This window comes from Mahella australiensis 50-1 BON (genome assembly GCF_000213255.1).
Lineage (GTDB): Bacteria > Bacillota > Clostridia > Mahellales > Mahellaceae > Mahella > Mahella australiensis.
This window is the reverse complement of the sequence record NC_015520.1, coordinates 1068897-1091724: the sequence shown is the minus strand read 5'-3', so window position 1 is coordinate 1091724 and position 22828 is coordinate 1068897. Positions and strand designations below refer to the sequence as shown.

24 protein-coding genes are annotated in these 22828 nt (G+C 44.5%); all 24 read right to left on the bottom strand.

Annotated elements, in window-relative coordinates:
- The 24 genes from rimM to rbfA all read right to left on the bottom strand — a co-directional run bounded on the left by rimM (position 1) and on the right by rbfA (position 22828).
- Positions 1–507, bottom strand: a complete 507-nt coding sequence (rimM, locus tag MAHAU_RS05270) for a ribosome maturation factor RimM (RefSeq protein WP_013780687.1) — start codon at positions 505–507, stop codon at positions 1–3.
- 4 nt (positions 508–511) lie between these two features.
- Complete coding sequence (locus tag MAHAU_RS05265) at positions 512–739, bottom strand: KH domain-containing protein (protein ID WP_013780686.1); 228 nt, start codon at positions 737–739, stop codon at positions 512–514.
- A gap of 20 nt (positions 740–759) precedes the next feature.
- A complete protein-coding gene (rpsP, locus tag MAHAU_RS05260) occupies positions 760–1005 on the bottom strand; it encodes a 30S ribosomal protein S16 (RefSeq protein ID WP_013780685.1) in 246 nt (81 codons plus the stop codon).
- Between the two features lie 24 nt (positions 1006–1029).
- Positions 1030–2346, bottom strand: coding sequence for a signal recognition particle protein (ffh, locus tag MAHAU_RS05255; RefSeq protein ID WP_013780684.1), 1317 nt, complete (start codon positions 2344–2346; stop codon positions 1030–1032).
- A 19-nt stretch (positions 2347–2365) separates the two neighbouring features.
- Entirely contained in the window at positions 2366–2698 is a 333-nt protein-coding gene (gene ylxM / locus MAHAU_RS05250) for a YlxM family DNA-binding protein (protein ID WP_013780683.1), read from the bottom strand.
- A 69-nt stretch (positions 2699–2767) separates the two neighbouring features.
- Positions 2768–3682, bottom strand: coding sequence for a signal recognition particle-docking protein FtsY (gene ftsY / locus MAHAU_RS05245; RefSeq protein ID WP_013780682.1), 915 nt, complete (start codon positions 3680–3682; stop codon positions 2768–2770).
- Positions 3683–3707: 25 nt separating this feature from the next.
- Positions 3708–7274, bottom strand: a complete 3567-nt coding sequence (gene smc, locus MAHAU_RS05240) for a chromosome segregation protein SMC (protein WP_013780681.1) — start codon at positions 7272–7274, stop codon at positions 3708–3710.
- A 5-nt stretch (positions 7275–7279) separates the two neighbouring features.
- Entirely contained in the window at positions 7280–8362 is a 1083-nt protein-coding gene (locus tag MAHAU_RS05235) for an elongator complex protein 3 (protein ID WP_013780680.1), read from the bottom strand.
- A gap of 14 nt (positions 8363–8376) precedes the next feature.
- Complete coding sequence (gene rnc, locus MAHAU_RS05230) at positions 8377–9042, bottom strand: ribonuclease III (RefSeq protein WP_216086257.1); 666 nt, start codon at positions 9040–9042, stop codon at positions 8377–8379.
- 73 nt (positions 9043–9115) lie between these two features.
- On the bottom strand, positions 9116–10360 hold the full coding sequence (gene fabF / locus MAHAU_RS05225) for a beta-ketoacyl-ACP synthase II (RefSeq protein WP_013780678.1): 1245 nt from the start codon (positions 10358–10360) through the stop codon (positions 9116–9118).
- A gap of 120 nt (positions 10361–10480) precedes the next feature.
- Positions 10481–10711, bottom strand: a complete 231-nt coding sequence (acpP, locus tag MAHAU_RS05220) for an acyl carrier protein (protein WP_041643871.1) — start codon at positions 10709–10711, stop codon at positions 10481–10483.
- 52 nt (positions 10712–10763) lie between these two features.
- Entirely contained in the window at positions 10764–11504 is a 741-nt protein-coding gene (gene fabG, locus MAHAU_RS05215) for a 3-oxoacyl-[acyl-carrier-protein] reductase (protein WP_041644366.1), read from the bottom strand.
- Positions 11505–11512: 8 nt separating this feature from the next.
- A complete protein-coding gene (fabD, locus tag MAHAU_RS05210) occupies positions 11513–12448 on the bottom strand; it encodes an ACP S-malonyltransferase (RefSeq protein WP_013780675.1) in 936 nt (311 codons plus the stop codon).
- A gap of 26 nt (positions 12449–12474) precedes the next feature.
- Entirely contained in the window at positions 12475–13422 is a 948-nt protein-coding gene (gene fabK / locus MAHAU_RS05205; RefSeq protein WP_013780674.1) for an enoyl-[acyl-carrier-protein] reductase FabK, read from the bottom strand.
- An 18-nt stretch (positions 13423–13440) separates the two neighbouring features.
- Entirely contained in the window at positions 13441–14436 is a 996-nt protein-coding gene (locus tag MAHAU_RS05200) for a beta-ketoacyl-ACP synthase III (protein ID WP_013780673.1), read from the bottom strand.
- Positions 14426–15445 carry a phosphate acyltransferase PlsX gene (gene plsX, locus MAHAU_RS05195; RefSeq protein WP_013780672.1) on the bottom strand — a complete coding sequence of 340 codons (1020 nt, stop codon included), beginning with the start codon at positions 15443–15445 and terminating at the stop codon, positions 14426–14428. Before plsX ends, MAHAU_RS05200 begins: the two co-directional genes overlap by 11 nt.
- A gap of 13 nt (positions 15446–15458) precedes the next feature.
- The gene (gene fapR, locus MAHAU_RS05190) at positions 15459–16022 is read right to left on the bottom strand and encodes a transcription factor FapR (protein ID WP_013780671.1); all 564 of its coding nucleotides are present in this window, start codon (positions 16020–16022) and stop codon (positions 15459–15461) included.
- A 94-nt stretch (positions 16023–16116) separates the two neighbouring features.
- Positions 16117–16833 carry a polysaccharide deacetylase family protein gene (locus MAHAU_RS05185; RefSeq protein WP_013780670.1) on the bottom strand — a complete coding sequence of 239 codons (717 nt, stop codon included), beginning with the start codon at positions 16831–16833 and terminating at the stop codon, positions 16117–16119.
- Positions 16834–16928: 95 nt separating this feature from the next.
- Complete coding sequence (locus MAHAU_RS05180; RefSeq protein WP_041643868.1) at positions 16929–19037, bottom strand: polyribonucleotide nucleotidyltransferase; 2109 nt, start codon at positions 19035–19037, stop codon at positions 16929–16931.
- 93 nt (positions 19038–19130) lie between these two features.
- Entirely contained in the window at positions 19131–19394 is a 264-nt protein-coding gene (gene rpsO, locus MAHAU_RS05175) for a 30S ribosomal protein S15 (RefSeq protein ID WP_013780668.1), read from the bottom strand.
- Positions 19395–19593: 199 nt separating this feature from the next.
- Positions 19594–20565: a bifunctional riboflavin kinase/FAD synthetase gene (locus MAHAU_RS05170; RefSeq protein ID WP_013780667.1), complete on the bottom strand. Its 972-nt coding sequence runs from the start codon at positions 20563–20565 to the stop codon at positions 19594–19596.
- A gap of 10 nt (positions 20566–20575) precedes the next feature.
- Positions 20576–21478, bottom strand: a complete 903-nt coding sequence (gene truB / locus MAHAU_RS05165; protein ID WP_013780666.1) for a tRNA pseudouridine(55) synthase TruB — start codon at positions 21476–21478, stop codon at positions 20576–20578.
- Between the two features lie 7 nt (positions 21479–21485).
- A complete protein-coding gene (locus tag MAHAU_RS05160; protein ID WP_013780665.1) occupies positions 21486–22457 on the bottom strand; it encodes a DHH family phosphoesterase in 972 nt (323 codons plus the stop codon).
- Between the two features lie 2 nt (positions 22458–22459).
- Entirely contained in the window at positions 22460–22828 is a 369-nt protein-coding gene (gene rbfA / locus MAHAU_RS05155; RefSeq protein WP_013780664.1) for a 30S ribosome-binding factor RbfA, read from the bottom strand.

Genomic DNA, 22828 nt, shown 5'->3' with positions numbered 1-22828 from the left:
TCAATCCAACAAACCTTCCATCGGCTCTATAACTATACGTTCTCCTTCGATATCTATGGTTTTAATGACATCCTTAATGGCGGGTATAAGCACCTGCTTTTGACCATCCACTACATCATACACATCGTTGCTGCCGGTGGGTAAAACCTCTTTGACTTCACCCAGATACACACCATCTACCGTGTATACTCTGCAGCCTATTATATCGCCTACATAATATGAACCTTCGGGCAATGGTGCGGCATGCTGCCTATCTACCCACAGATGTTTATTTACTAGCTCTCGAGCAGCATTCATATCATCTATGCCTTCGAGCTTTATATAAACGACATCATTACCATATTTCACACGTTCCACGCGATGTGGAAACATATCATCCTTATCTTTTATATAAGCGCATTTCAAATCATCGAAACGCCTTATATCATCGGTAAGCGGTTGTATCTTCATTTCACCGCTGACGCCGTGCGGTTTAAGTATTCGGCCGATTATAAGGTACTCTTGCATATCGTTAAACTATATCCACCGTCACGCGCTTTTTTTGCCTGCCGGCTGCTGATCTGACCACTGTCCTTATGGCTTTGGCTATATGTCCTTGCTTACCGATAATTCTTCCCATATCATCAGGAGCAACCCTTAATTCAATGATTACGGAATCCTCATCCTCTTTCTCTGTAACCATAACCTGATCCGGATGGTTTACCAGCGCCTGAGCTATAAATCTAACCAATTCACCCATAGTTTATCCCTCCTATTTCTTTATGAAATAGTGCCACTCTGTTTCAACAGGGCCCTGACGGTGTCCGACGGTTTAGCTCCCTTTTTGATCCACTCCAATGCCTTCTCATTATCTATCTGAACCACTGCCGGCTGGACCATTGGATTATAATAACCTATCTCTTCTATAAATCTCCCATCCCTGGGCGATCTGGAATCCGCCACAACTATTCTATAAAAAGGGGCCTTTTTAGCACCCATGCGTTTTAGCCTCATACGTACAGCCACAAATTTCACCTCCTTTCAAGTGCTTTAAAACGGCAGCTTCAGCATGCCTCGACGACCGGATTTTTCCATGCTGGTAAATTGCCTCATCAAACGTTTGGTTTCTTCAAATTGCTTTAATAAGCGATTGACCTCTTGTATGGTAGTCCCGCTTCCTTTTGCTATACGCCTTCTCCGGCTGCCGTTTATAATAGCCGGTTCACGGCGTTCCTGCTTAGTCATGGAATTTATTATAGCTTCTATACGGCCTAATTCCTTGTCATCAACCTGTATCTTACCCATCTTCTTAGCATTAATGCCGGGCAACATGTCCATTATCTGACTCAATGGCCCCATCTTTTTTATCTCATGGAGTTGGTCAAGGAAATCCTCCAGCGTAAACTGCTGGTTACGCAGCTTATTTTCCAGCTCCATGGCTTTTTTTTCGTCTACGGCGGCCTGGGCTTTTTCTATGAGAGTGAGCACATCTCCCATACCGAGTATACGCGATGCAATCCTGTCCGGATGAAACGGTTCCAAATCGTCGAGCTTTTCACCCATACCGACGAACTTTATCGGCTTGCCAGTTACCGCTTTAACCGACAGCGCCGCACCGCCCCTTGTGTCCCCATCGAGTTTGGTCAATACCACGCCGTCTATAGCCAACCGTTCATTGAAATTTTTTGCTACATTCACAGCGTCCTGCCCTGTCATGGCATCCACTACAAGCAATATCTCATCGGGATGTACAGATGATTTGATATCCTCTAATTCCTGCATCATCTCATCATCTATATGCAACCTGCCAGCCGTATCCAATATCACGACATCGTTGGAATGCTTTTTGGCATATTCCAATGCCTGCTGACTTATAGCCACAGGGTTTGCTCCCTCTAATGAGAATACCGGTATATTAACCTTCTGACCTACTATCTGTAATTGTTTAACAGCAGCAGGCCGGTATATGTCGCAGGCAACCAATAACGGATTTTTACCCTGCTTTGCCAAGTATCCGGCTAACTTGGCCGATGTGGTTGTTTTGCCCGAGCCTTGGAGGCCCACCATCATTATGACCGTAGGCGGTGCGGAAGCCCATTTTATCTTGCTTTGGCTGCTGCCCATCAGCTCTATCAATTGCTCGTTTACTATCTTTATAACCTGCTGGCCAGGCGTTAAACTTTCCAGCACGCCCTGCCCTATTGCTTTTTCTGTTACCTTGTTTACAAACTCTTTGACGACAGCATAGTTGACGTCCGCTTCAAGCAACGCCATACGCACATCGCGCATAGCCTCTTTTACGTCGCTTTCAGACAATTTACCCTTGCCGGTAAGCTTTTTAAAAGCTGACTGAAGCTTCTCGGTCAATCCTTCAAAGGCCGTATGCTCATCCCCTTTCGTCAGACAAAGTTTTTATCAGCGCGCGCATATCATCCAAACGGCACTGCATGATATCCATCTGCGCTAATATATCGTCTAAGTATTTTTTCTGTTTCATATGCTGCTCCAACAGGTGCAGTTTGCTGTCCAGTTCGTAAAGCTGTGCCTCTCCGCGCTTTATATTATCGTGCACAGCCTGACGCGTTACTCCCATTTGCTCGGCTATTTCCGCGAGCGAAAGGTCGTAATTATAGTGCAAATCCAGCATATTGCGTTCCTTATCGGTCAATATGGAACCGTACAGATCCAACAACAATCCTACTTCGGCTATCCTATCCAATGCACTCCACCTTGCCGTAAAGTATTTTTGCTTGTCACCAACTATTATAGTATAGTGCGCATAGTTTTGTCAATCAATATCTAGCAGCGCGGATACAAAATTTTGAGGCTCAAAATCCTGCAAATCATCTATGCCTTCCCCGACACCGATATATTTGACCGGAACCGAAAGTTCGTCAGCTATGGCTATGATCACGCCACCTTTAGCGGTACCGTCTAGTTTGGTGAGTGCTATACTGTTTATATCCACGGCCTCTTTGAATACGCGTGCCTGAGATACAGCGTTCTGGCCAGTCGTAGCATCCAGTACCAGCAGTACTTCTTTATAGGCTTCAGGATATTCCCTTTCTACCACGCGGTTTACCTTTTTCAATTCCTCCATAAGGTTTTTCTTATTATGAAGGCGACCGGCAGTATCGCATATTATAACATCGGCTTTCTTGGCTTTAGCTGATTGTATAGCGTCGAATACTACAGCCGCCGGATCGGAACCCTCCTCATGTTTCACTATATCCACGCCGGCACGCTGACTCCATATCTCCAACTGTTCAGTAGCCGCAGCCCTGAATGTATCGGCAGCCGCTAATAGAACCTTTCTACCGTCCTGTTTAAATTTATAGGCCAGTTTACCTATAGTGGTAGTCTTGCCCACACCGTTCACGCCTACTACTAATATGATACGGGGGTATAAATCCATATCCTTCGATGCCGCATTTTTGCTCAACACTCGTTTCAGTTCATCTTTTAACAGTGCTCTTACCTGCTCTGGATCTCTTAATTTCTGCTGCTTGACCTGTTTTTTTATATCATTTATTATCGATTCAGCAGCCTTAGCCCCTACATCGGCCAATATAAGCAACTCTTCCAATTGATCATAAAATTCCTCATCTATAACTTTGGATGAATTTATCAAGCCGTCTACCCTGCTGCTGAAATTATCTCTTGTTTTAGCCAGGCCGCTTTTTAGTTTATCAAATATACCCATTCACTAAAACCTCCGCTTTTTTGATTTAACCAGTTTTTTCATCCAATTGAACAGATATTAGCTTGGAAACGCCACGCTCCACCATAGATACGCCATATAGAGCACCGGCTACTTCCATAGTAGGCCGGCGGTGCGTTATGATTATAAATTGGATGTTTTGGCTGTAATCCTGAATAAAATTTGCAAATCTCTGAGCGTTTACCTCATCCAAAGCCGCCTCTATTTCGTCCAAAACGCAAAAAGGCGACGGACGTATCTCCAACAATGCAAACAATATGGCTATAGCTGTCAAAGTGCGCTCGCCACCTGACAACAGCATTATATTCTGCAGTTTTTTACCCGGCGGTTGCGCTATTATATCTATGCCGGCTTCCAGCACATCCCCCTCTTCCAGTATAAGAGATGCACTGCCTCCACCGAATAACCTTCGAAATATGCGCTGAAAGTTATCATTTATAATAGAGAATTGTCCGGTAAACTGCCGGCGCATATCAGCCTCCAAATCAGCTATAAGGTCTTGCAATGTCTGAATTGCCTTGGACAAATCATCGTGCTGTTGCCTCAAAAATTCCACTCGCCGGTACATTCGCTCGTATTCTTCTATAGCCCCCGGGTTTACAGGCCCAATAGCAGCTATTTCTTCCTTTATCGCGGTTCTGTCTTTAGATGCCTTAGCCCACTCAAAGCCGTCATCTTTATACTTCAGTGCGTTGGCATATGAAAGCTGATGCGATTCCCATATTTCCTCCTGTAAAGATTGTAACTGCTCTTCTAAATGCTGCTTTTGGACATCGCATTTATACAGCTTGTTGCTCAAATCAGCTACAACCTCATTCAAATCGTGAAGATCTTCCTCTTTTTTTGCTATTTCCTGATACAGAGCCTCTTGTTCTCTTTCAAGGCGTTTAATATCCTGCTGCAGTTTATCATCCAGCGAACGATGTTCTTCCAGCTCCATGCATTGTTTATCTAAACCCTCTTGAATAGCTATTTTCTCTTCATCGTTGCATTTTATCTGTTCCAGTTTGTTCTCGATATCGGATTTAGCCCTTTCGATATTTGCTTCCGCCTCGTCCAGTCGGTGTCGCAATGAAGCGCATTCGCTCTCAAGCTTGGCCGCACTTACTTGTATTTGAGTGAGACGACCCATGATATCTTCTCTTTGCTGAGTTAAATCTTGAATACGTTTATCGTTTTCCTGCGCATCCTGAGCGAAGGAATGACGCTGTTGCTCCACTTTCGCAATCTCGGCCTTGCATTGTTCGATTTCCTGCTCAAGCGATGTTTGGTTCTCAGATAACGTCAAGCGCTCTTGTTCCACGGCCTCCCTTTTATGCGTTAAAGCATCCTGCTGCTGTTCGAGATTTTTTATAGTCTCTTCCATACGTGCATATTCTATGTGCAACTGAGATAATTTCCCCTCTATATCGCTGCGCTGTTTGCGTTGTTCGTTAAGCACATCGCTGAGTACATCTATTTGCTTGCTCATCGCTGCATAGCTGTGTCTATGTTCCTCAATAGCTTGCTCCAACCGCTGTATCTGTCCCGACCTGCTCAATATATCGCTCTCACGGCGCTTTAAGCTGCCGCCGGATATGTAACCTCCGCTGCCAACCACGTCGCCCTCTAACGTCACTATCTGAAATGAATACTTGAAAGCTCGAGCTATGTCTATCGCATGTGCCAGATCGTCGCATATAAGCACGCGACCCAGCAAATAGCCTACGACATCGGAAAATTCAGGACTAAATTGAGCTATATCACAAGCCACACCTATGCATCCCTCATGCTTCAAAGCAGCCCTCTCGCGTTCGCTCAGCCTTCTAGGCTTTATAGCGCTTATAGGAAGAAATGTGGCTCTCCCGCCTTGGCGAGCCTTCAAGAAATCTATAGCATACCGCGCATCGTCATCGTTGCGTGTAACAAGATATTGAATGCTACTGCCCAAAGCAGCTTCAAAGGCGGTCTCATATTCGGCATCTACTTGTATCAAACGCCCTACCGGCCCATAAATGCCCTTGTTCATCTTAGCATCCCGCAGCCGCTGATCCATTATGAGCTTAACGCTGCGATTAAATCCTTCCATATTGTTCTCCATATCTTGAAGCAACTTCAGCCGCGATGCATCCGAATGAATAGATCGGTCAATGCCCGTACGGCGCTCGGCTATCTCCTTTATTTTAGCCTCGATATCCGATATGTCGGCTGTTCTGGATTTCAATAACAATTCATGTTGCTCCAGATTCAGCCTTGCGTCGTCCATATCCTTCTTTATTCTGAGTTTGGTCGACACTAAATGGTTTTCATCGGCATACAAGCTTTCCAGCTCCTCATCCAATCTGACCATATGCCTTGTTACCGACTGCAACTCGGAAGTCAGGACGCTGAGCTTGCTTTTAAGTTGAGACTGCCGATCGATGATATCCATTATTTGATCTTCACCGCTTTTAACAAAGGCCTTATATCGATCAAGAGTAGCGTCTACGTCTGCCAATTGCCCTTTGTATTGGTCCAACTCCTTTAAAACGTTGGTCCTTTTATCCTCGAGGCTCTTAAGCTCGGCCTTTACTCCTTCCATAATCTCAGCATAATGCTGCTGCTGATCCTGCTTATCGCTGATTTCCTTCTTCAGTCGGCTTAAATCATTGTCCAGATATTCTATCCGCTGTCGGGCGCTGTTTATGAGGCCATTCAAGCGCTCCGATTGTTCTCTGTTATTCAGAATATCGGCGTGCAGCGCTTCTATTTTGTCTTTATATACCCCCAATAACGCTTTCTGTTGTGCCAATGCCGCTTCATCAGCTTGTTTACTTTGTTCCTTTTGGCGCAGCGTTTCTTTAATATCGGCGCTTTCCTGTTCTGTCCTGGCTATCTGCTCTTTTAACCGATGATAATTGTATAAGAACAAATTTATATCTATATATTTTAGCTTGTCCAATAACTGTATATAATGCCGAGCCTTGCGACTTTCCTGCTCCAAAGGGCCTAATTGCAACTCGAGTTCAGATAAAATATCCTCTACACGCTGTAAATTTTGTATGGTTTGCTCCAGTTTTTTTTCGGCATCTATTTTACGGGATTTATATTTTACTATGCCCGCAGCTTCTTCAAATATGCCTCTGCGCTCCTGGGGCCGATCGCTTAACAGTTGATCTATGCGCCCTTGCCCTATAATGGAATAACCCTCTTTGCCCACTCCCGTATCCATAAATAGCTGCTGTATATCTTTAAGGCGGCAAAGGGTCTTATTTAGATAATATTCCGATTCACCGGATTTAAACATACGGCGCGTAACTTTTATCTCTGAATAATCCATATCCAATGCCCGATCGCTATTATCTAAAATCATGGATACCTCGGCCATGCCTACAGGTTTCCTGCTGTCAGCGCCTGAGAATATGATATCCTCCATCCTGCTACCTCGCAAAACCTTAGGACTCTGCTCACCCAATACCCACCTTATGGCGTCGGCTATATTGCTCTTACCGCTCCCATTAGGCCCTACTATGGCTGTTATACCCGGAAGGAGATCTATGTCTATCTTGTCAGCAAAGGACTTAAAACCGTAAATCTCTATTCTCTTAAGATACATAACATTCATATCCTCCCTTCGCATCGCCGACGACAGTAATCTTTTATACTCATATTATACAGCCCACATGAAGCAATTTCCAATTGTATATTACCGGCTTCTACATCCGACGATGGGATTACATCCACTTTCTTTAATCCCAGATCCATAAGCCCCCGCACATTGGAACGTTTTTGGCCTAATACAATGGAAAGCTCAGATGGATGGGCTCGAAGTATGACAGCATCGCTTTCTCCGTATCTGACACTTTTTAACGAATCCTTTATAGCGTCCAGATAAAGGTGACTTTTTACCAGCTCCCCGAAAGCCGGATGAAACGGTCCGGTCACAACATCTTTGCCCAATTGGATACCATCACTGGGCTGAAGCCCTATGCGTATAACAGGTATATCGTTGGCTATACAAACACATAGCATACCAGCACTGACAGTCACAGCATCATACAGCGATAGCGGCTTATACCTGCCTTTCAGGTAAAGCCGCTCTAAAGGTGTATCTTTTATAACCAACGTCGGGTATATCCTTATAAAATCAGCACCTATATCTATAGCTTTAATTACACTGCGCATATCTTTACCCGCATCATCTGAGGGCAAGCCTACCATAAGCTGTATGCCCAGCTTAATATCATACTCCTTAATCAAATACGCCGCATCTTCTACATCCTTTGACGAATGCCCGCGACCGCTGGCATGAAGTACTGCGTCGTCCATAGATTGTGCCCCCAACTCAATGACAGTAACACCGTTGTGCGACAGCATATCCAATATAGGCGGGTTTATATAGTCCGGACGCGTGGAGAGCCTTATATCAGTGATATTTATATATTGCCTATATGAAGCTGCAAGCTTTAACAAGCTTTCCTGAACATCTTGGGGCATAGCGGTAAATGTCCCACCATAAAAGGCTACTTCTATATCGGTGCCTGAGGGAGCAGTTAAAATGGCTTGTCTCAATATCTTATCGGCTTGACTTAATATATCCTGGCGCATACCAGTAATGGCATATTGATTGCAATATATACATTGAAACGGGCAACCCTGCTGAGGTATAAAAACAGGTATTATATACCTCTTGCGTTTTTTCATCCTGTTCTCATCCTCTATGCGCCGAATAATTCACTCAAAGCCTGTTGCGCGGCTTTTTGCTCGGCATCCTTTTTGCTCCTGCCGCTGCCTCGTCCAACTGGCTTGCCGTCCACTTTTACCTCTGCAAAAAACATCTTATCGTGGTCTGGCCCCTCTTCCCTTATTATCTCATATTTTATATCAGAGTAACCATCGATCTGCAACCGCTCCTGCAGCTCGCTCTTATAATCGTTGAAATTCGATATAGCAGCTGTTTCTTCTATTATAGGAGCGAGCAGGGATAAGACAAATACTTTGGCAGCATCGAAGCCACCGTCCAGGTATACCGCTCCTATTATAGCTTCCACGGTATCGGCTAATGTCGATGGGCGCATATCGCCATGGCTCAGCTTCTCTCCACGGCTCAATAAAAGATATGAGCCAAGATTCATTGCCGCAGCCACTTTATAAAGGGGTTTCTCGGAAACTATATTGGAGCGCAGCTTAGATAAGTTCCCTTCCGAGAGCTCAGGATAGGTGACAAATAGATAATCAGTAATGATAATGTTTAATACCGAGTCGCCCAACAATTCCAAACGCTCATTATAATAATCCAGGCCGTGCTCGTATGCATATGAGCTATGGGTTAAGGCCTCATCCAGCTTATTGATATCATTAAATCTATAACCCAAAAGATCCATGAGCTCTTTTAACCGCTCCAAACGGCTTTTATCTATTATGTCCGCCCCCTCTTTCGCACAATGTCCATATTAATTAATCAGTCATATATTTTCTAAATAACAGCACTGCATTTTGTCCTCCAAAACCGAACGAATTGGACATGGCATATTCTATATCGGCCGCGCGCCCTTTATTAGGCACATAATCCAAATCGCATTCGGGATCGGGATCTTCGTAATTTATAGTAGGAGGAATAAAACCTTCTTGTATGGCCATGGCGCTGGCAATAGCCTCGATAGCTCCTGTGGCACCTAAAAGATGCCCTGTCATAGATTTCGTGGAGCTTACGGCAAGCTCATACGCATGCTGTCCGAAAACGCTTTTGATTGCCATTGTTTCGAATTTATCGTTATATGGCGTTGATGTGCCGTGGGCATTTATATAATCCACTTGGTCGGGTTTTACACCGGCATCCTCAAGCGCATTACTCATAGCCCTTGCCCCACCTTCGCCTTCCGGAGCAGGAGCAGTGATATGGTATGCATCGCACGTAGCTCCATAACCTACTACTTCAGCGTATATATGAGCACCGCGTTTAACTGCATGATCCAGGCTTTCGAGTATAAGAACACCCGCTCCCTCGCCCATGACAAAACCATCGCGTTTGGCATCAAATGGGCTGCTAGCCGATTTCGGATCATCATTGCGCGTGGATAAGGCTTTCATAGCGCAAAATCCTGCCAAGGCCAACGGTGTAACGGCTGCCTCTGCTCCACCAGTGAACATAACATCGGCATAGCCGTCCCTTATAGCCCTGAACGCTTCTCCTATGGCATTTGTAGCCGAAGCACACGCCGTTACTATAGTTGTATTGTACCCTTTTGCACCATATGCTATAGCTATTTGGCCAGCGGCTATATTGGTTATGATCATGGGAACGAAGAATGGGCTTATACGGCCAGGCCCTTTAGTATTGAGTAGCGTGTGCTGCTCCTCAAAGGTAGCTATACCCCCTATGCCTACGCCCATGACGACGCCAAGCCTGTTTTTATCCATATCATCTAGGTTTATGCTTGCATCATTCACGGCCATAGCGGCCGACGCCATGGCAAATTGTGTAAATCTATCCATGTGCTTGGCTTCTTTTCGATCTATATAATCCTCAGGCTTAAAATCCAGCACTTCGCCTGCTATCTGCGTGGTAAATGCCGAAGCGTCGAAACGCTGTATTTTATCTATGCCAGACACGCCATTCTTTATATTGTTCCAAAATATATCTTTGCCTATGCCCAAAGGCGTGACAGCTCCCATACCTGTTATCACTACTCGGTTGCTCATTTCTACCTCCATTTTTGGTTAGAAAATTAAAAAGTTAAAATATATATAAAAAGCACTAGCTTGAATACGTATTTTTTAAAGTCCCGCAGTAAGTAACTGCTGCGGGACCTATCCAGCAAATTACGCTTGATGGCTCTTTATGTATTCCACCACGTCGTTCACTGTAGTCAAATTCTCAGCTTCTTCATCCGGAATCTCCATATCAAATTCCTCTTCTAATGCCATTATCAATTCCACTATATCCAATGAATCAGCCCCTAAATCATCTATAAAAGACGACTCCAGTTTAACCTCATCGGGCTCAACGCCCAACTGGTCCACTATAACATCTCTTATTTTCTCAAATAACATCATCTTTCACCTCCCTTCAAACTTTAAAGCAAAGCTCCTCCATAAGATAATATTACATAACTAAGCCCCCGTCAATATTAATTACTTGACCGGTTATATATTTTGCCCCTTCGCCAGCTAAAAACGCTATCAATTCAGCTACTTCTTCCGGTTCACCGAACCTGTGTAATGGTATATTGTTTAACACTTGCTCTTTTACGCTATCAGCCAGTGTATCCGTCATGTCGGTTTTTATAAAACCGGGTGCCACTGCATTTACGGTTATACCCCTGCTGGACAACTCTTTGGCCACTGCTTTGGTAAAACCGATTATACCTGCTTTGGCGGCAGCGTAATTAGCCTGCCCTGCATTACCCGTCAAACCGACCACTGAAGCAATGTTTATTATAGTCCCGCTGCGTTTTTTTATCATGGTGCGGCAAACCGCCTGCGTACAGTTAAATACGCTGCCTAGATTAATATCTATGACTTTCTGCCAATCATCCTGCGACATTCTCATCAACAAATTATCTCTCGTTATACCAGCATTATTCACTAGTATATCGATGGTGCCATAGTGCTCCAATGTCCTATTTACAACATCGACTGCATGCTCTCGCACGCTGGTATCGCCTTGAATAGCCACGGCATCGCCACCATTGCTGTTTATTATATCCACTACTTTCGCCGCAGCATCAGCATTCTTCAAGTAATTAACGGCCACTTTTGCACCTTCTGAACCTAGTTTTATAGCTGTAGCCCTTCCTATGCCTCGTGAGGCACCAGTTATCAAGGCCACCTTATCTTTAAGCATGTCGTTCATCATCCCTCCAATTGGCTAATCGCCGACTCAAGGGACTGAATATCTTCCACATTCATCACCTTTACATCCTTGCTTATCTTTTTTACAAAGCCGCTGAGCGCCTTACCTGGCCCCACTTCTATAAATGTATCAGCCCCCATGGCCATCATCCTTCTCACGCTCTCTTCCCAGCGCACCGGACTGCTTACCTGTTCTATGAGCAGCTGGCGTATATCCTCAGGGCTGGATACCTCTTCAGCCGTAACATTGGCTATGACAGGTATCGCAGGTTTGTTTATACTTACACTCTCTAATACTTCAGCGAGTCTGTCGCCAGCCGATTTCAGCAAGCTGCAATGAAACGGAGCACTGACTTCTAACATAATAGCCCTTTTGGCGCCTTTTTCTTTGGCCATCTCGGAAGCCTTCTGAACAGCCACAGTTTGGCCTGATATGACGATCTGCCCAGGACAATTGTAATTAGCCGGTTCTACTACGCCATATTTCGATGCTTCTTTGCAAACCTGTTCTACAGTTTCTTTATCAAGCCCTATGATAGCAGCCATTGCTCCTTGCCCTATAGGAACAGCCTCCTGCATAAATCTGCCACGCTGCCTTAAAAGCTTAACGGCATCAGCAAAATCAATAGCATTAGCTACGGTCAACGCTCCGTATTCACCCAAACTGAGCCCGGCCGCCATATCTGGCACCACACCGTTTATCTCCAATGCTTTGGCGCATGCCATGCTTACAGTGAATATAGACGGCTGGGTTATCTCGGTCTGTTTGAGCACTTCATCTGGTCCTTCAAAACACAGTTTGGCCATGTCATAACCAAGCGTTTCCGAAGCAGCTTTGAAAATCTCGCTAACCTCGGCATACCGAAGAGCCAATTGTTGTCCCATCCCGGCATACTGAGCTCCTTGACCCGGGAATATAAAAGCAATCTTTCCCATAGTATATACCTTCCTCCCCTGTCCTTTTATTTATCTAATAAACCCTGCATACGACTTATAACATCAGCCGCTTGGGATATTACATCCTGTATTATAGCTGCTGCTGGCTTTATATCATTTATCAAACCGGCTATCTGACCGGCCATAATCGAACCGTATTCAGCATCCCCATCCACTACCGCCGCCTTAAGCCTGCCGGTACCCAATGCTTCCAATTCATCTGTGGAAGCATGCTCCTGCTCCAGCTTATCGTATTGGGCCGTTAATTTGTTCTTCAACACCCTTACGGGATGCCCCGTAGGTCTACCTGTAACGACAGCATCCCTATCGCCGGCATTAACTATGGCTTCTTTATAATGTTCATGCGCGATGCATTCGGTAGAGCATACAAAGCGAGTACCCATCTGCACCCCCTGAGCACCTAATGCCATCGCCGCCGCCATGCCTCTTCCGTCAGCTATGCCACCGGCTCCTATAACGGGTATATTAACTGCATCCACCACCTGAGGTATCAAGACCATGGTGGTAAGTTCGCCTATATGACCTCCAGATTCGTGACCTTCAGCCACCAACGCATCAGCTCCGACCTTTTCCATGCGCTTGGCCAAAGCAACCGAAGGTATTACAGGGATCACTTTACAGCCGATACTTTTTAAATCCGATATATATTTAGCCGGATTGCCCGCTCCCGTAGTAACAACAGGAACGTTCTCCTCACATATTACTTTTACAACATCATCGGCATAGGGCGACATAAGCATGATATTAACGCCGAAGGGCTTGTCGGTCAATGCCTTGGCTTTGCGTATCTGTTGCCTGACGAATTCGCTGGGAGCATTTCCAGCACCTATGATACCCAATCCGCCACCGTTGGAAACAGCCGCAGCTAATTCGGCTGTGGCTACCCATGCCATCCCTCCTTGAATAATAGGGTACCGAATATTCAATAAATCACATATGGTCGTATGAAGCACTCTATCACCATCCTGTCATTATTTCGACCATTTCAGTACACAGGAGGCCCATGTCAGACCGCCTCCGAATCCTACCAAAACAATATTGTCGCCTTTTTTAAATTTATCTTCATGCGCCGCCTCATCCAAAGTAACCGGTATGGTAGCCGCCGACATATTGCCGTATTTGTGTATGGTAAGGCACACCCTTTCCGGCGATATCCCCAACCGCTTCCTTGCCGATTCAATTATACGTATATTGGCCTGATGCGGCACAAACCAGTCTATATCATCCGGCTTCAATCCAGCCCTCTCTATGGCTTCCATCGATGCAGTATCCATTATTTTAACCGCAAACTTAAATACCTCTCCGCCATCCATATACATATAATGCAATCTTTTGTCCACAGTTTCATGGGAAGCCGGCATACGCGATCCACCTGCCTTTATGTGCAGATATTTTCCGCCCGAGCCATCCGAACCAAGATATGTAGACAATATGCCATATCCTTCCTCCACAGGTCCTACCACTGCAGCTCCAGCACCATCGCCGAACAATACGCACGTATTTCTGTCCTGCCAATCTGTAATCCTTGAGAGTACATCCGCAGCTATTACCAATACATATCTATACGTCCCCGTTTCTATAAATTGTTTGGCTATGCTCAAACCATATATAAAACCAGAACAAGCGGCTTCCAAATCAAAAGCAGCTGCATTCTTAGCACCTATATTATCCTGCACGATGCATGCTGTCGCAGGAAATATCATATCGGGTGTTATAGTGGCCACCATTATCATATCTATATCGGCAGCCGATACCCCTGCATCATCCAACGCCTTCAATGCCGCCCTTGTAGCCATGTCGGACGTCGCATCATTCGGATCGGCTATGCGGCGTTCGCTTATACCTGTCCGAGTGCGAATCCATTCGTCTGACGTATCTACCATTTTTTCTAAATCAAAATTGGTCAGTATCTTTTCAGGCATATAACTGCCCAAACCTAATATACCAGCTGAAATCTTATTGTTCATTACTCCTATCCTCTATCATAACTATTTCATTTCGGATTTGCGTTAAAACACCCTTAGAAACGAATATATCGGCTTGTTTGATGGCATTTTTTATTGCGGATGCATCAGAGCTTCCATGTGCTTTTATAACCAAACCGTCTATGCCCAGCAGCAGCGCTCCTCCATATTCTGCATAATCCCACTCTTTCATAAGTCCTTTTAATGTCGGCATCAATAAAAGTGCGCCTAATTTAGCACGCCAGCTTTTCAATATATTTTGTTTAAGTATATTAAAAAGCGACGATGCTATGCCCTCCAGAAGTTTTAATATAACGTTGCCTACAAAACCGTCGCATACTATGACGTCAGCCTTGCCGGCAGGGATATCCCTGGCCTCTATATTGCCTATAAAATTAAGATGAGTGGATTTTATAAGTCCGTAAGCTTCCTGTATAACATCGTTGCCCTTGGTTTCCTCCTCGCCCACGTTCACCAAACCGATGCGAGGTGATATAACATTCAAAACCTTTTCCATGTATACAGAGCCCATTACTGCAAATTGCATGAGATTTTCAGGCTTGCATTCTATATTAGCTCCTGCATCCACCAGCAAACTTCCACCTTGTGCCGTAGGGATAACCGGAGCCAACGCTGGTCTGTCTATCCCTTCTATGCGGCCCACTTTCAATAAAGCACCTGCCATCAAAGCACCTGTATTGCCGGCTGATATAAAAGCATCGGCCTTCCCTTCTTTAAGCATTTGAAGCCCTATCATCATGGAAGAATCCTTTTTCTTTTTTATAGCGTTAACGGGTTTTTCGTCATTACCGATAACCTGCAACGCGTTCTCTATGCTCAACCGCGATTTATCATAAGCATGTCCTTGCAGCAAATCTTCTATAGCTTGTTGTTGACCCACCAGCACTATATCTATATCGTGGGTTTTATAAGCATCCAAGGCCTCTATGCATCCTTTTACTATCTCATGTGGTGCATGATCGCCTCCCATAGCATCTACGGCTATACGCATGATGAGTCCTCCTTCAACCGTTTTGCAACGAGACCAATATGAATTTCCCTCTAAAGGCCTCATTGTCCCTTACCTTCGTTTTTACCCATACAAAGTATTTATTAGCCCTTACCCTTACCACCTCCGCTTTTGCTACCAATTTCTCCCCTGCATGAACAGGGATTTTATATTTAATATTGGCCACACCGGTCAATGCTACAGGAGCATCTATAACGGCAATAGCCAATGATTCGGCTTGAGCAAATATAAAATGCCCTCTAACCACTCTGGTTTTTTCAAAAGCCATCTGATTATCGGTTTGAAGTACTGATATACCGCTTTTGCCAAGCTCTAAGTCTATCAATTCTCCCACTATCTCTTTACCGCTTATCGATTTTACTTTACCATAGCTTTCAGCGGCCAGCTCGCGTATGCGTTGTCTAAGCTCCGGTATGCCTATTTCCATCCTATCTAAACGTATGGTTTGTATGCTGACACAAAAAGCACGACTTAATTCCTCATCGGTGAGGAACGGGTCCTGTTTTAATTTCATCAGCAATGCTGCCTGCCTTTCTTGTTTGGGAATCCCTCGGCTCACCCTACCACCTCCGCTTTGGCATATTTGGTTTATATGCTGCTTCTAATACCTGATACTAGAATAGTATAGCATAATACTTAACGCATAGCAAGCGTCAATCGGATATTACATCGCCCACACAACATATATTGAGACCGCGGCTTTTAAGCTCCCGTATCATTATAGGCAATGCAACCAATGTGTCTCTGGTAGGATATATCGATATTATATCTCCGTTGCCTGGATTCTTCAATGCGCGTTCTATTATCGTCTGATAGCCGTCGCCTTTTAAATCGAGTGTATCTATACTACATATCACGGTCTTATAACCCAAGCTTTCAGCCACCCTAAGTACTTGCCGGTCATAATCGCCGTAAGGTGGAGAAAATAACGTTGTCTTTATACCGATTATATCTGCTATAATTCTCTCGGTATCCAGAATTTCTTTTTTATTTTGCTCCGATGAAAGCTGTGTCGGCATATCATAATTAAAACCATGATTACCTATCTCATGGCCTTCAGACACCATCTGCATCAATAGATCCGGATGTTGCTTAGCCCAGTGACCGGTTACAAAAAATGTGACTTTAATATCGTTGTCTTTAAGTATTTTTAGCATAGGCGGTATGTATTCCGCGCCGTCTGCCACACTGCATGCAAAAGCGATCAGCGGCTTCGATACATCACCTTTATAAACCGGCGTATTTACGTAAGTATTGAACACAGCCTCGGGCTTACGGTTTACTACTATCGCCAGCAAAGCTATCAATAACACGACTATTATGATATTTATCCAAAAGCTATCTTTTATGTGAAAATTGCAGACCTTCACTTCTAATCACCCTGCCCCATTTATATGATGGTATTACCATATTCAGCAGCCAGAGCGATTATAACAAAAAACATAAACCTTAAAGGTTTATGTTTTTATGAATTTCTATTCCGTCTATCTTTTGGATTATCGTTGGTTTCCTCACTAAGCACTGCTTTATGGGATAGGTTTATCCGCCCTTGTTTGTCTATATCGGTAACTTTGACTAATATTTCGTCACCGACCTTGACCACATCTTCAACCTTAGCAACGTGCTCCTTTGACAGTTTGGATATATGAACCAGCCCCTCTTTCCCAGGCAATATTTCTACAAAAGCACCAAAAGGCATTATTCTAGTCACTTTACCCAGGTATACGTCGCCTGCCTCCACATCTTTAACGATGCCTTCTATTATGCGCATGGCTTTTTTACCGGATTCGCTGTCCGGCGCGGCTATATATATCGTACCGTCTTCCTCTATGTCTATTTTTGTACCCGTATCGGCTATTATTTTATTTATGACTTTACCGCCGCTGCCTATAACTGAGCGTATTTTATCGGGATCTATGGTCATGGTCATAATTTTGGGCGCATATGGCGATACCTCTTTGCGCGGCTCGGATATAACCTCCAGCATCTTATTCATTATGAACATGCGCCCTTCATATGCTTGTTTCAGCGCGGCCTCCAATATGGACCTGTCTATACCTTTTACCTTTATATCCATCTGTATGGCGGTCACACCGTCAGCCGTACCTGCCACCTTAAAATCCATATCTCCAAAGAAATCCTCCAAGCCCTGTATATCGGTCAATATAGCCACTTTGTCGGATTGCTCATCCTTCATTAGACCCATAGCCACCCCGGCCACTGGGGCTTTTATAGGGACACCGGCATCCATAAGGGCCAATGTGCTGCCGCATACGCTAGCTTGAGATGTGGAACCGTTAGAGCTCATTACTTCCGAAACCAACCTTATGGTATACGGGAATTCTTCCTGAGATGGTATCATAGGCTCTAATGCCCTTTCAGCCAGCGCACCGTGACCTATCTCTCTGCGTCCTGGTCCGCGCATCATTTTAGCCTCGCCTGTGCTATAAGGCGGCATGTTATAATGGTGTATATAGCGCTTGCTCTCTTCCAGGCTCAGATCCTCGAGCATCTGTTCGTCTCCAGGTGCACCCAACGTAGCTATCGTCAACACTTGCGTCTGGCCTCTGGTAAATAAGCCAGACCCATGGACCCTTGGTATAAGACCGACTTCGCAGGATATAGGCCTTATTTCGTCTAATTTTCGTCCGTCAGGTCGCGCCCCTTCGGTAAGGACCATCTTGCGAACACACTCTTTTGTTATATTGTAGACCGCTTCATCGATCTCAGCCTCACGTTCCGGAAATGCCTCCGCAAAATGCTCGAATATATCCTCTTTAACTTTATCCATCTGGTCCTCGCGTCCTTGCTTATTATTGGAACGCACAGCCTCGGATATCATATCGAAAGCGTATTCACGCACTGCTGTTTCTATTTCGGGGTCCACATGATGTAATTCAGGCACATTCTTCGGAATACCCACTTCAGACACGATCTGCTCTTGAAATGCCACCAACTGTTTTATATGCTCGTGCCCGAACATAATGGCTTCCAATATTTTATCTTCCGGTACTTCATTAGCGCCAGCTTCGACCATCATTATGGCGTCCTTTGTTCCCGCTACAGTTAAGTGAAGCCTGCTTCTTTCGCGTTGCGCAGCGTCAGGATTAATGACCAGTTCGCCATCCACCAGTCCTACTAATACTGCACCTATAGGACCTTCGAAGGGTATATCGGATATGCTCAAAGCAGCCGAAGCACCAACCATAGCTACTACATCCGGCGGCACATCTGGTTCCACAGACAACGGCATGGCAACCACCTGCACGTCATTCCTATAACCCTTTGGAAATAATGGCCGTATAGGTCTGTCTATCAACCGTGATGTCAATATGGCTTTCTCTGTGGGTTTACCCTCTCTCTTTATATAGCCACCCGGTATCTTACCGACAGCATATAACTTTTCTTCAAAGTCTACGCTCAACGGAAAAAAGTCTATGCCCTCTCGCGGTTCTTTAGATGCCGTAACCGCCACAAATACGGTGGTATCGCCGTATCTGACCAATACAGCTCCGTTGGCTTGTTCAGCCAGTTTGCCGGTTTCTATTCTCAACTTTCTCCCGGCAAGTTCCATTTCAAATTGTCTATACAGAAAAATTTCCTCCTTCCATATCGAGCTGTCCTTTGACCGTCTTTAATAAACAGAGCGGGGAATCCCCGCCCATAATTATTTTCTGAGTCCCAAACGGTCCACTATGGAACGATAACGCTCAATATCTTTGTCTTTGAGATAGTTTAAAAACCTACGCCTCTGACCGACCATTTTGAGCAATCCTCTCCTGGAATGGTTGTCGTGCTTATTAACCTGCAAATGCTCCGTCAAATGATTGATTCGCTCTGTCAGGATGGCTATTTGCACCTCTGGTGAACCAGTATCATTCTCATGCAGGCCATAGGCCTTTATTATCTCCTGTTTCTTGGCCTTATCCATGTGTACACCTCCTCTTTTTTGGCACCCATGCCATATAATCTCCATTGAACAGAGGATAACGTCGAGGAGTCGATATCCCCAGCTCATGGTTAACATTAGTATATATCATTTTTCATCAATTAACAATATATTTTTTTGAACCGATACAGGACTAATATATATGTTGTGACTATTTAGCTGGCTTGGTAACTGATTAGCCTCAATGTGATTCTGAGGAGGACTGCGAAGCTGAGGACGCTTTATCAAGATTTTCGAGCACTTCCCTTGCCCTATCGATATCCTCGCGTATTTGCCGGACGAGTTGCTTCGGACTGGAAAATGACATCTCATCGCGTAAGCGGCTTATAAATCGTATCTCCAGCTCTCTTCCATAAAGCCAACCACCATAATCCAATATATGGGTTTCTACGCTTATATGTGTATCATTGAATGTAGGCCTTGTCCCTATATTGGTAACAGCCTTCCATATGCCCTCCATACCACTTATAACCACTTCAGTGGCATAAACGCCGCGACGAGGTACCACCACTTCGGGATCGGGTGTCAAATTAGCAGTGGGAAATCCAAGCTTATGGCCTATCTTATGGCCTGTATGAACCTCCCCGAGCAGCGCAAAGGGCCTGCCCAAATAACACGCCGCCTCTTCCACACAGCCATCGCTGACCAAACGCCGTATAAGGCTGCTGCTCACCGTTATGCCGTTCACTTTTACCGGCGGCACTATTACGACGTCTATACCGCGCTTTCGTCCCTCGTCTTTCAATAATTGTGCATTGCCTTGCCCTTTATAGCCGAACGTAAAATCAAAACCCACTATCACCGATTTTACATCATATAGACCAAATAAAATGTTATTTACAAATTTATCGGCCGGTGTATCGGCAAAAGCCTTATTGAATTCATTTAATATTACATAGTCTATGCCATATTGGCGTAATACACTCAATTTCTGCTTATTATTCATCAGCAAGGCAGGCGTTTTATCCGGACATAATACATTTAGCGGATGTCGATCGAAGGTATATATAGCCGACGCGCATTTATATAACGATGCTTTATCTTTCAATGTTTTAATAAGCTGCTGATGTCCCAAATGTATACCATCGAACGTACCTATAGCCATGACCAAGGGTTCTTCGATGGTATTGCTACCTGATGCTATTATATCCATCTCTATCCTCTTACACAAAAACTCTGACGGGTTTTACACACTTGCCGGTATCCTGCTCGCTCAATCGACCCAATGCTAAAAATTCGTCGTTATAATATATTTTTACTATATCTCCTATAGACAAATCCTGCGGCACATGTTCTACATGCATTTTATAAAGACTGCTGCCATTCAATGTCCGCTCATATCCTTCGCGGTTGACATATATAGAATCAAACGCAGCAAGTGCTTTATCTATAGGTGTTATAATATCTCCTAAAGTGCCTTGCCGGTACATTTGCTCTACCATATCAAGATCAACAGAGTCTTTTATGTAAAAATTAGCTACTTGCGTACGCAAAAGATAAGACATATGCGCTCCACAACCCAGTTTTTGGCCAATATCATGGCATAAAGTGCGTATATAGGTACCTTTCGAGCACCTCACCTTGAAAAGCACTCGGTCAGGAAATTGTATATCTAAAATCGATATATCATATATCTCTATATCTCTCGGAGTACGTACAATGCTTTGTCCTCGCCTAGCTAATTTATATAAAGGCACACCATCATGCTTTATTGCAGAATACATTGGCGGCACCTGCTGTTGTTTGCCCTTAAAAGAATACGCAGCATCGTATATATCGTCGACATCAACATTTATGGGTCGTTGTTCTATAACCTGCCCTGAAGCATCCTGCGTATCGGTAACTATGCCAAGCGTCATTTCAGCTATATATACCTTCTCACCATCGACTATGTATTGCGCAACCCTTGTGGCTTTACCCAAACATATAGGCAATACGCCCGAAGCATCGGGGTCTAAAGTACCCGCATGGCCAACCTTAAGCGGTTTTAATCTACGCCTCAATGTCATTACTACGTCATTAGAGGTCATGCCAGCGGGCTTGTACATATTTATGATACCATCCATGACCCGTTTAAACCTCCGCAGCCTTCATAATCGACTCAAGCTCTTTTAACACCATTTCAATAGCTTCATCCATAGATGCTGCGATAGTACAGCCCGACGCCTTCTTATGACCTCCACCGTTAAATTTTGCCGCTATGGCATTAACATCGACATGATTTTTAGAGCGAAGGCTTACCTTTATGCGACCATTATCCATCTCCTTAAAAAGCAGGCCTACTTCTGCAGTATCTATATCTCTTGCATAATTCACCAAACCATCGCAATCGGCATCGTCGGCTCCGACAGCACGCAGCATGGCCATGTCAACTTTAATAAAAGCTATGCTGCCACCTCCACAAACCTGTATAGTGTCCAGAGCTTTAGCTAATAGACGCGTCCTCTGTAAAGAGCGTTTATTAAATAGTTCATCATTAAGCCAATTAGTATCCACACCGCAGTTTATAAGATCACCGGCTATTTCATGTGTCACCGACGTTGTGTTATCATAAGAAAAGCGTCCTGTATCGGTAACAATGCCCGTATAAAGGCATGTGGCTACTTGTTTCTCTATGTTCGCACCTGTAAGCCTTATAAGCTGATATATGAGCTCTGCAGTTGCGGCGGCGGTGGTGTCCACCATGTTATAATGGGCATAAGATGTATTGCTTATGTGATGGTCTATGTTGACCGTATAGGTGGCTTTTGAAAATATATTATTACAATCACCCAGGCGCTCCCTATCACTGCAATCTATAGCTAGCACTGTCGTGATATCGGCGTCCGAATGAATCGGACGTCTTATAACATCAGCGCCCGGCAAGAAGGCGTAAGATTTAGGTATAGGATCAGAACAAAGGCACACCACTTCTTTGCCTTTCTGCCGCAATGTTAATGCCAAGGCCAGCGATGAACCCAGCGTATCCCCGTCCGGCATTATATGCGATATCAAAGCTATCTTATGGCTGGTTTTCAGTAACCTTACTACATCGGAAGCTATCATATTTATTGCTCCTCATGCTCTGGCTTATTAGTATTTATATCATGCAACAGCTTGGATATATGCGCGCCGTATTCAATGGAAGTATCGCGAACGAATATTATCTGCGGTGTATACCTAAGCCTTATGCGTGAACCAACTTCTTTGCGTACAAAACCAGCCGCGCTATTTAAGCCATCAAAAGCATTTTTTACGGTATCCTCGTCCCCTAATACGCTCACATAAACCTTGGCATATTTAAGATCATTGGTTATCTCAACCTTTGTGACGCTTGTCATCATAGGAACACGAGGATCTTTTAATTCATTTCTTATAATATCGCTGATCTCGCGCTTGAGTTCTTCCGATATGCGGGCCAGCCTTGAAAACTCCAT

What these genes read in the sequence shown, in the direction of transcription:
- rimM (WP_013780687.1), bottom strand. Translation starts at nt 507, where the DNA reads ATGCAAGAGTACCTTATAATCGGCCGAATACTTAAACCGCACGGCGTC.
- MAHAU_RS05265 (WP_013780686.1), bottom strand. Translation starts at nt 739, where the DNA reads ATGGGTGAATTGGTTAGATTTATAGCTCAGGCGCTGGTAAACCATCCG.
- ftsY (WP_013780682.1), bottom strand. Translation starts at nt 3,682, where the DNA reads ATGGGTATATTTGATAAACTAAAAAGCGGCCTGGCTAAAACAAGAGAT.
- smc (WP_013780681.1), bottom strand. Translation starts at nt 7,274, where the DNA reads ATGTATCTTAAGAGAATAGAGATTTACGGTTTTAAGTCCTTTGCTGAC.
- MAHAU_RS05235 (WP_013780680.1), bottom strand. Translation starts at nt 8,362, where the DNA reads ATGAAAAAACGCAAGAGGTATATAATACCTGTTTTTATACCTCAGCAG.
- rnc (WP_216086257.1), bottom strand. Translation starts at nt 9,042, where the DNA reads ATGGATCTTTTGGGTTATAGATTTAATGATATCAATAAGCTGGATGAG.
- fabF (WP_013780678.1), bottom strand. Translation starts at nt 10,360, where the DNA reads ATGAGCAACCGAGTAGTGATAACAGGTATGGGAGCTGTCACGCCTTTG.
- acpP (WP_041643871.1), bottom strand. Translation starts at nt 10,711, where the DNA reads ATGTTATTTGAGAAAATAAGAGATGTTATAGTGGACCAGTTGGGCGTT.
- fabG (WP_041644366.1), bottom strand. Translation starts at nt 11,504, where the DNA reads ATGCTTAAAGATAAGGTGGCCTTGATAACTGGTGCCTCACGAGGCATA.
- fabD (WP_013780675.1), bottom strand. Translation starts at nt 12,448, where the DNA reads ATGGGAAAGATTGCTTTTATATTCCCGGGTCAAGGAGCTCAGTATGCC.
- MAHAU_RS05200 (WP_013780673.1), bottom strand. Translation starts at nt 14,436, where the DNA reads ATGAACAATAAGATTTCAGCTGGTATATTAGGTTTGGGCAGTTATATG.
- plsX (WP_013780672.1), bottom strand. Translation starts at nt 15,445, where the DNA reads ATGCGTATAGCCGTAGATGCTATGGGAGGCGATCATGCACCACATGAG.
- MAHAU_RS05180 (WP_041643868.1), bottom strand. Translation starts at nt 19,037, where the DNA reads ATGGAACTTGCCGGGAGAAAGTTGAGAATAGAAACCGGCAAACTGGCT.
- rpsO (WP_013780668.1), bottom strand. Translation starts at nt 19,394, where the DNA reads ATGGATAAGGCCAAGAAACAGGAGATAATAAAGGCCTATGGCCTGCAT.
- MAHAU_RS05170 (WP_013780667.1), bottom strand. Translation starts at nt 20,565, where the DNA reads ATGGATATAATAGCATCAGGTAGCAATACCATCGAAGAACCCTTGGTC.
- truB (WP_013780666.1), bottom strand. Translation starts at nt 21,478, where the DNA reads ATGGATGGTATCATAAATATGTACAAGCCCGCTGGCATGACCTCTAAT.
- MAHAU_RS05160 (WP_013780665.1), bottom strand. Translation starts at nt 22,457, where the DNA reads ATGATAGCTTCCGATGTAGTAAGGTTACTGAAAACCAGCCATAAGATA.
- rbfA (WP_013780664.1), bottom strand. Translation starts at nt 22,828, where the DNA reads ATGGAGTTTTCAAGGCTGGCCCGCATATCGGAAGAACTCAAGCGCGAG.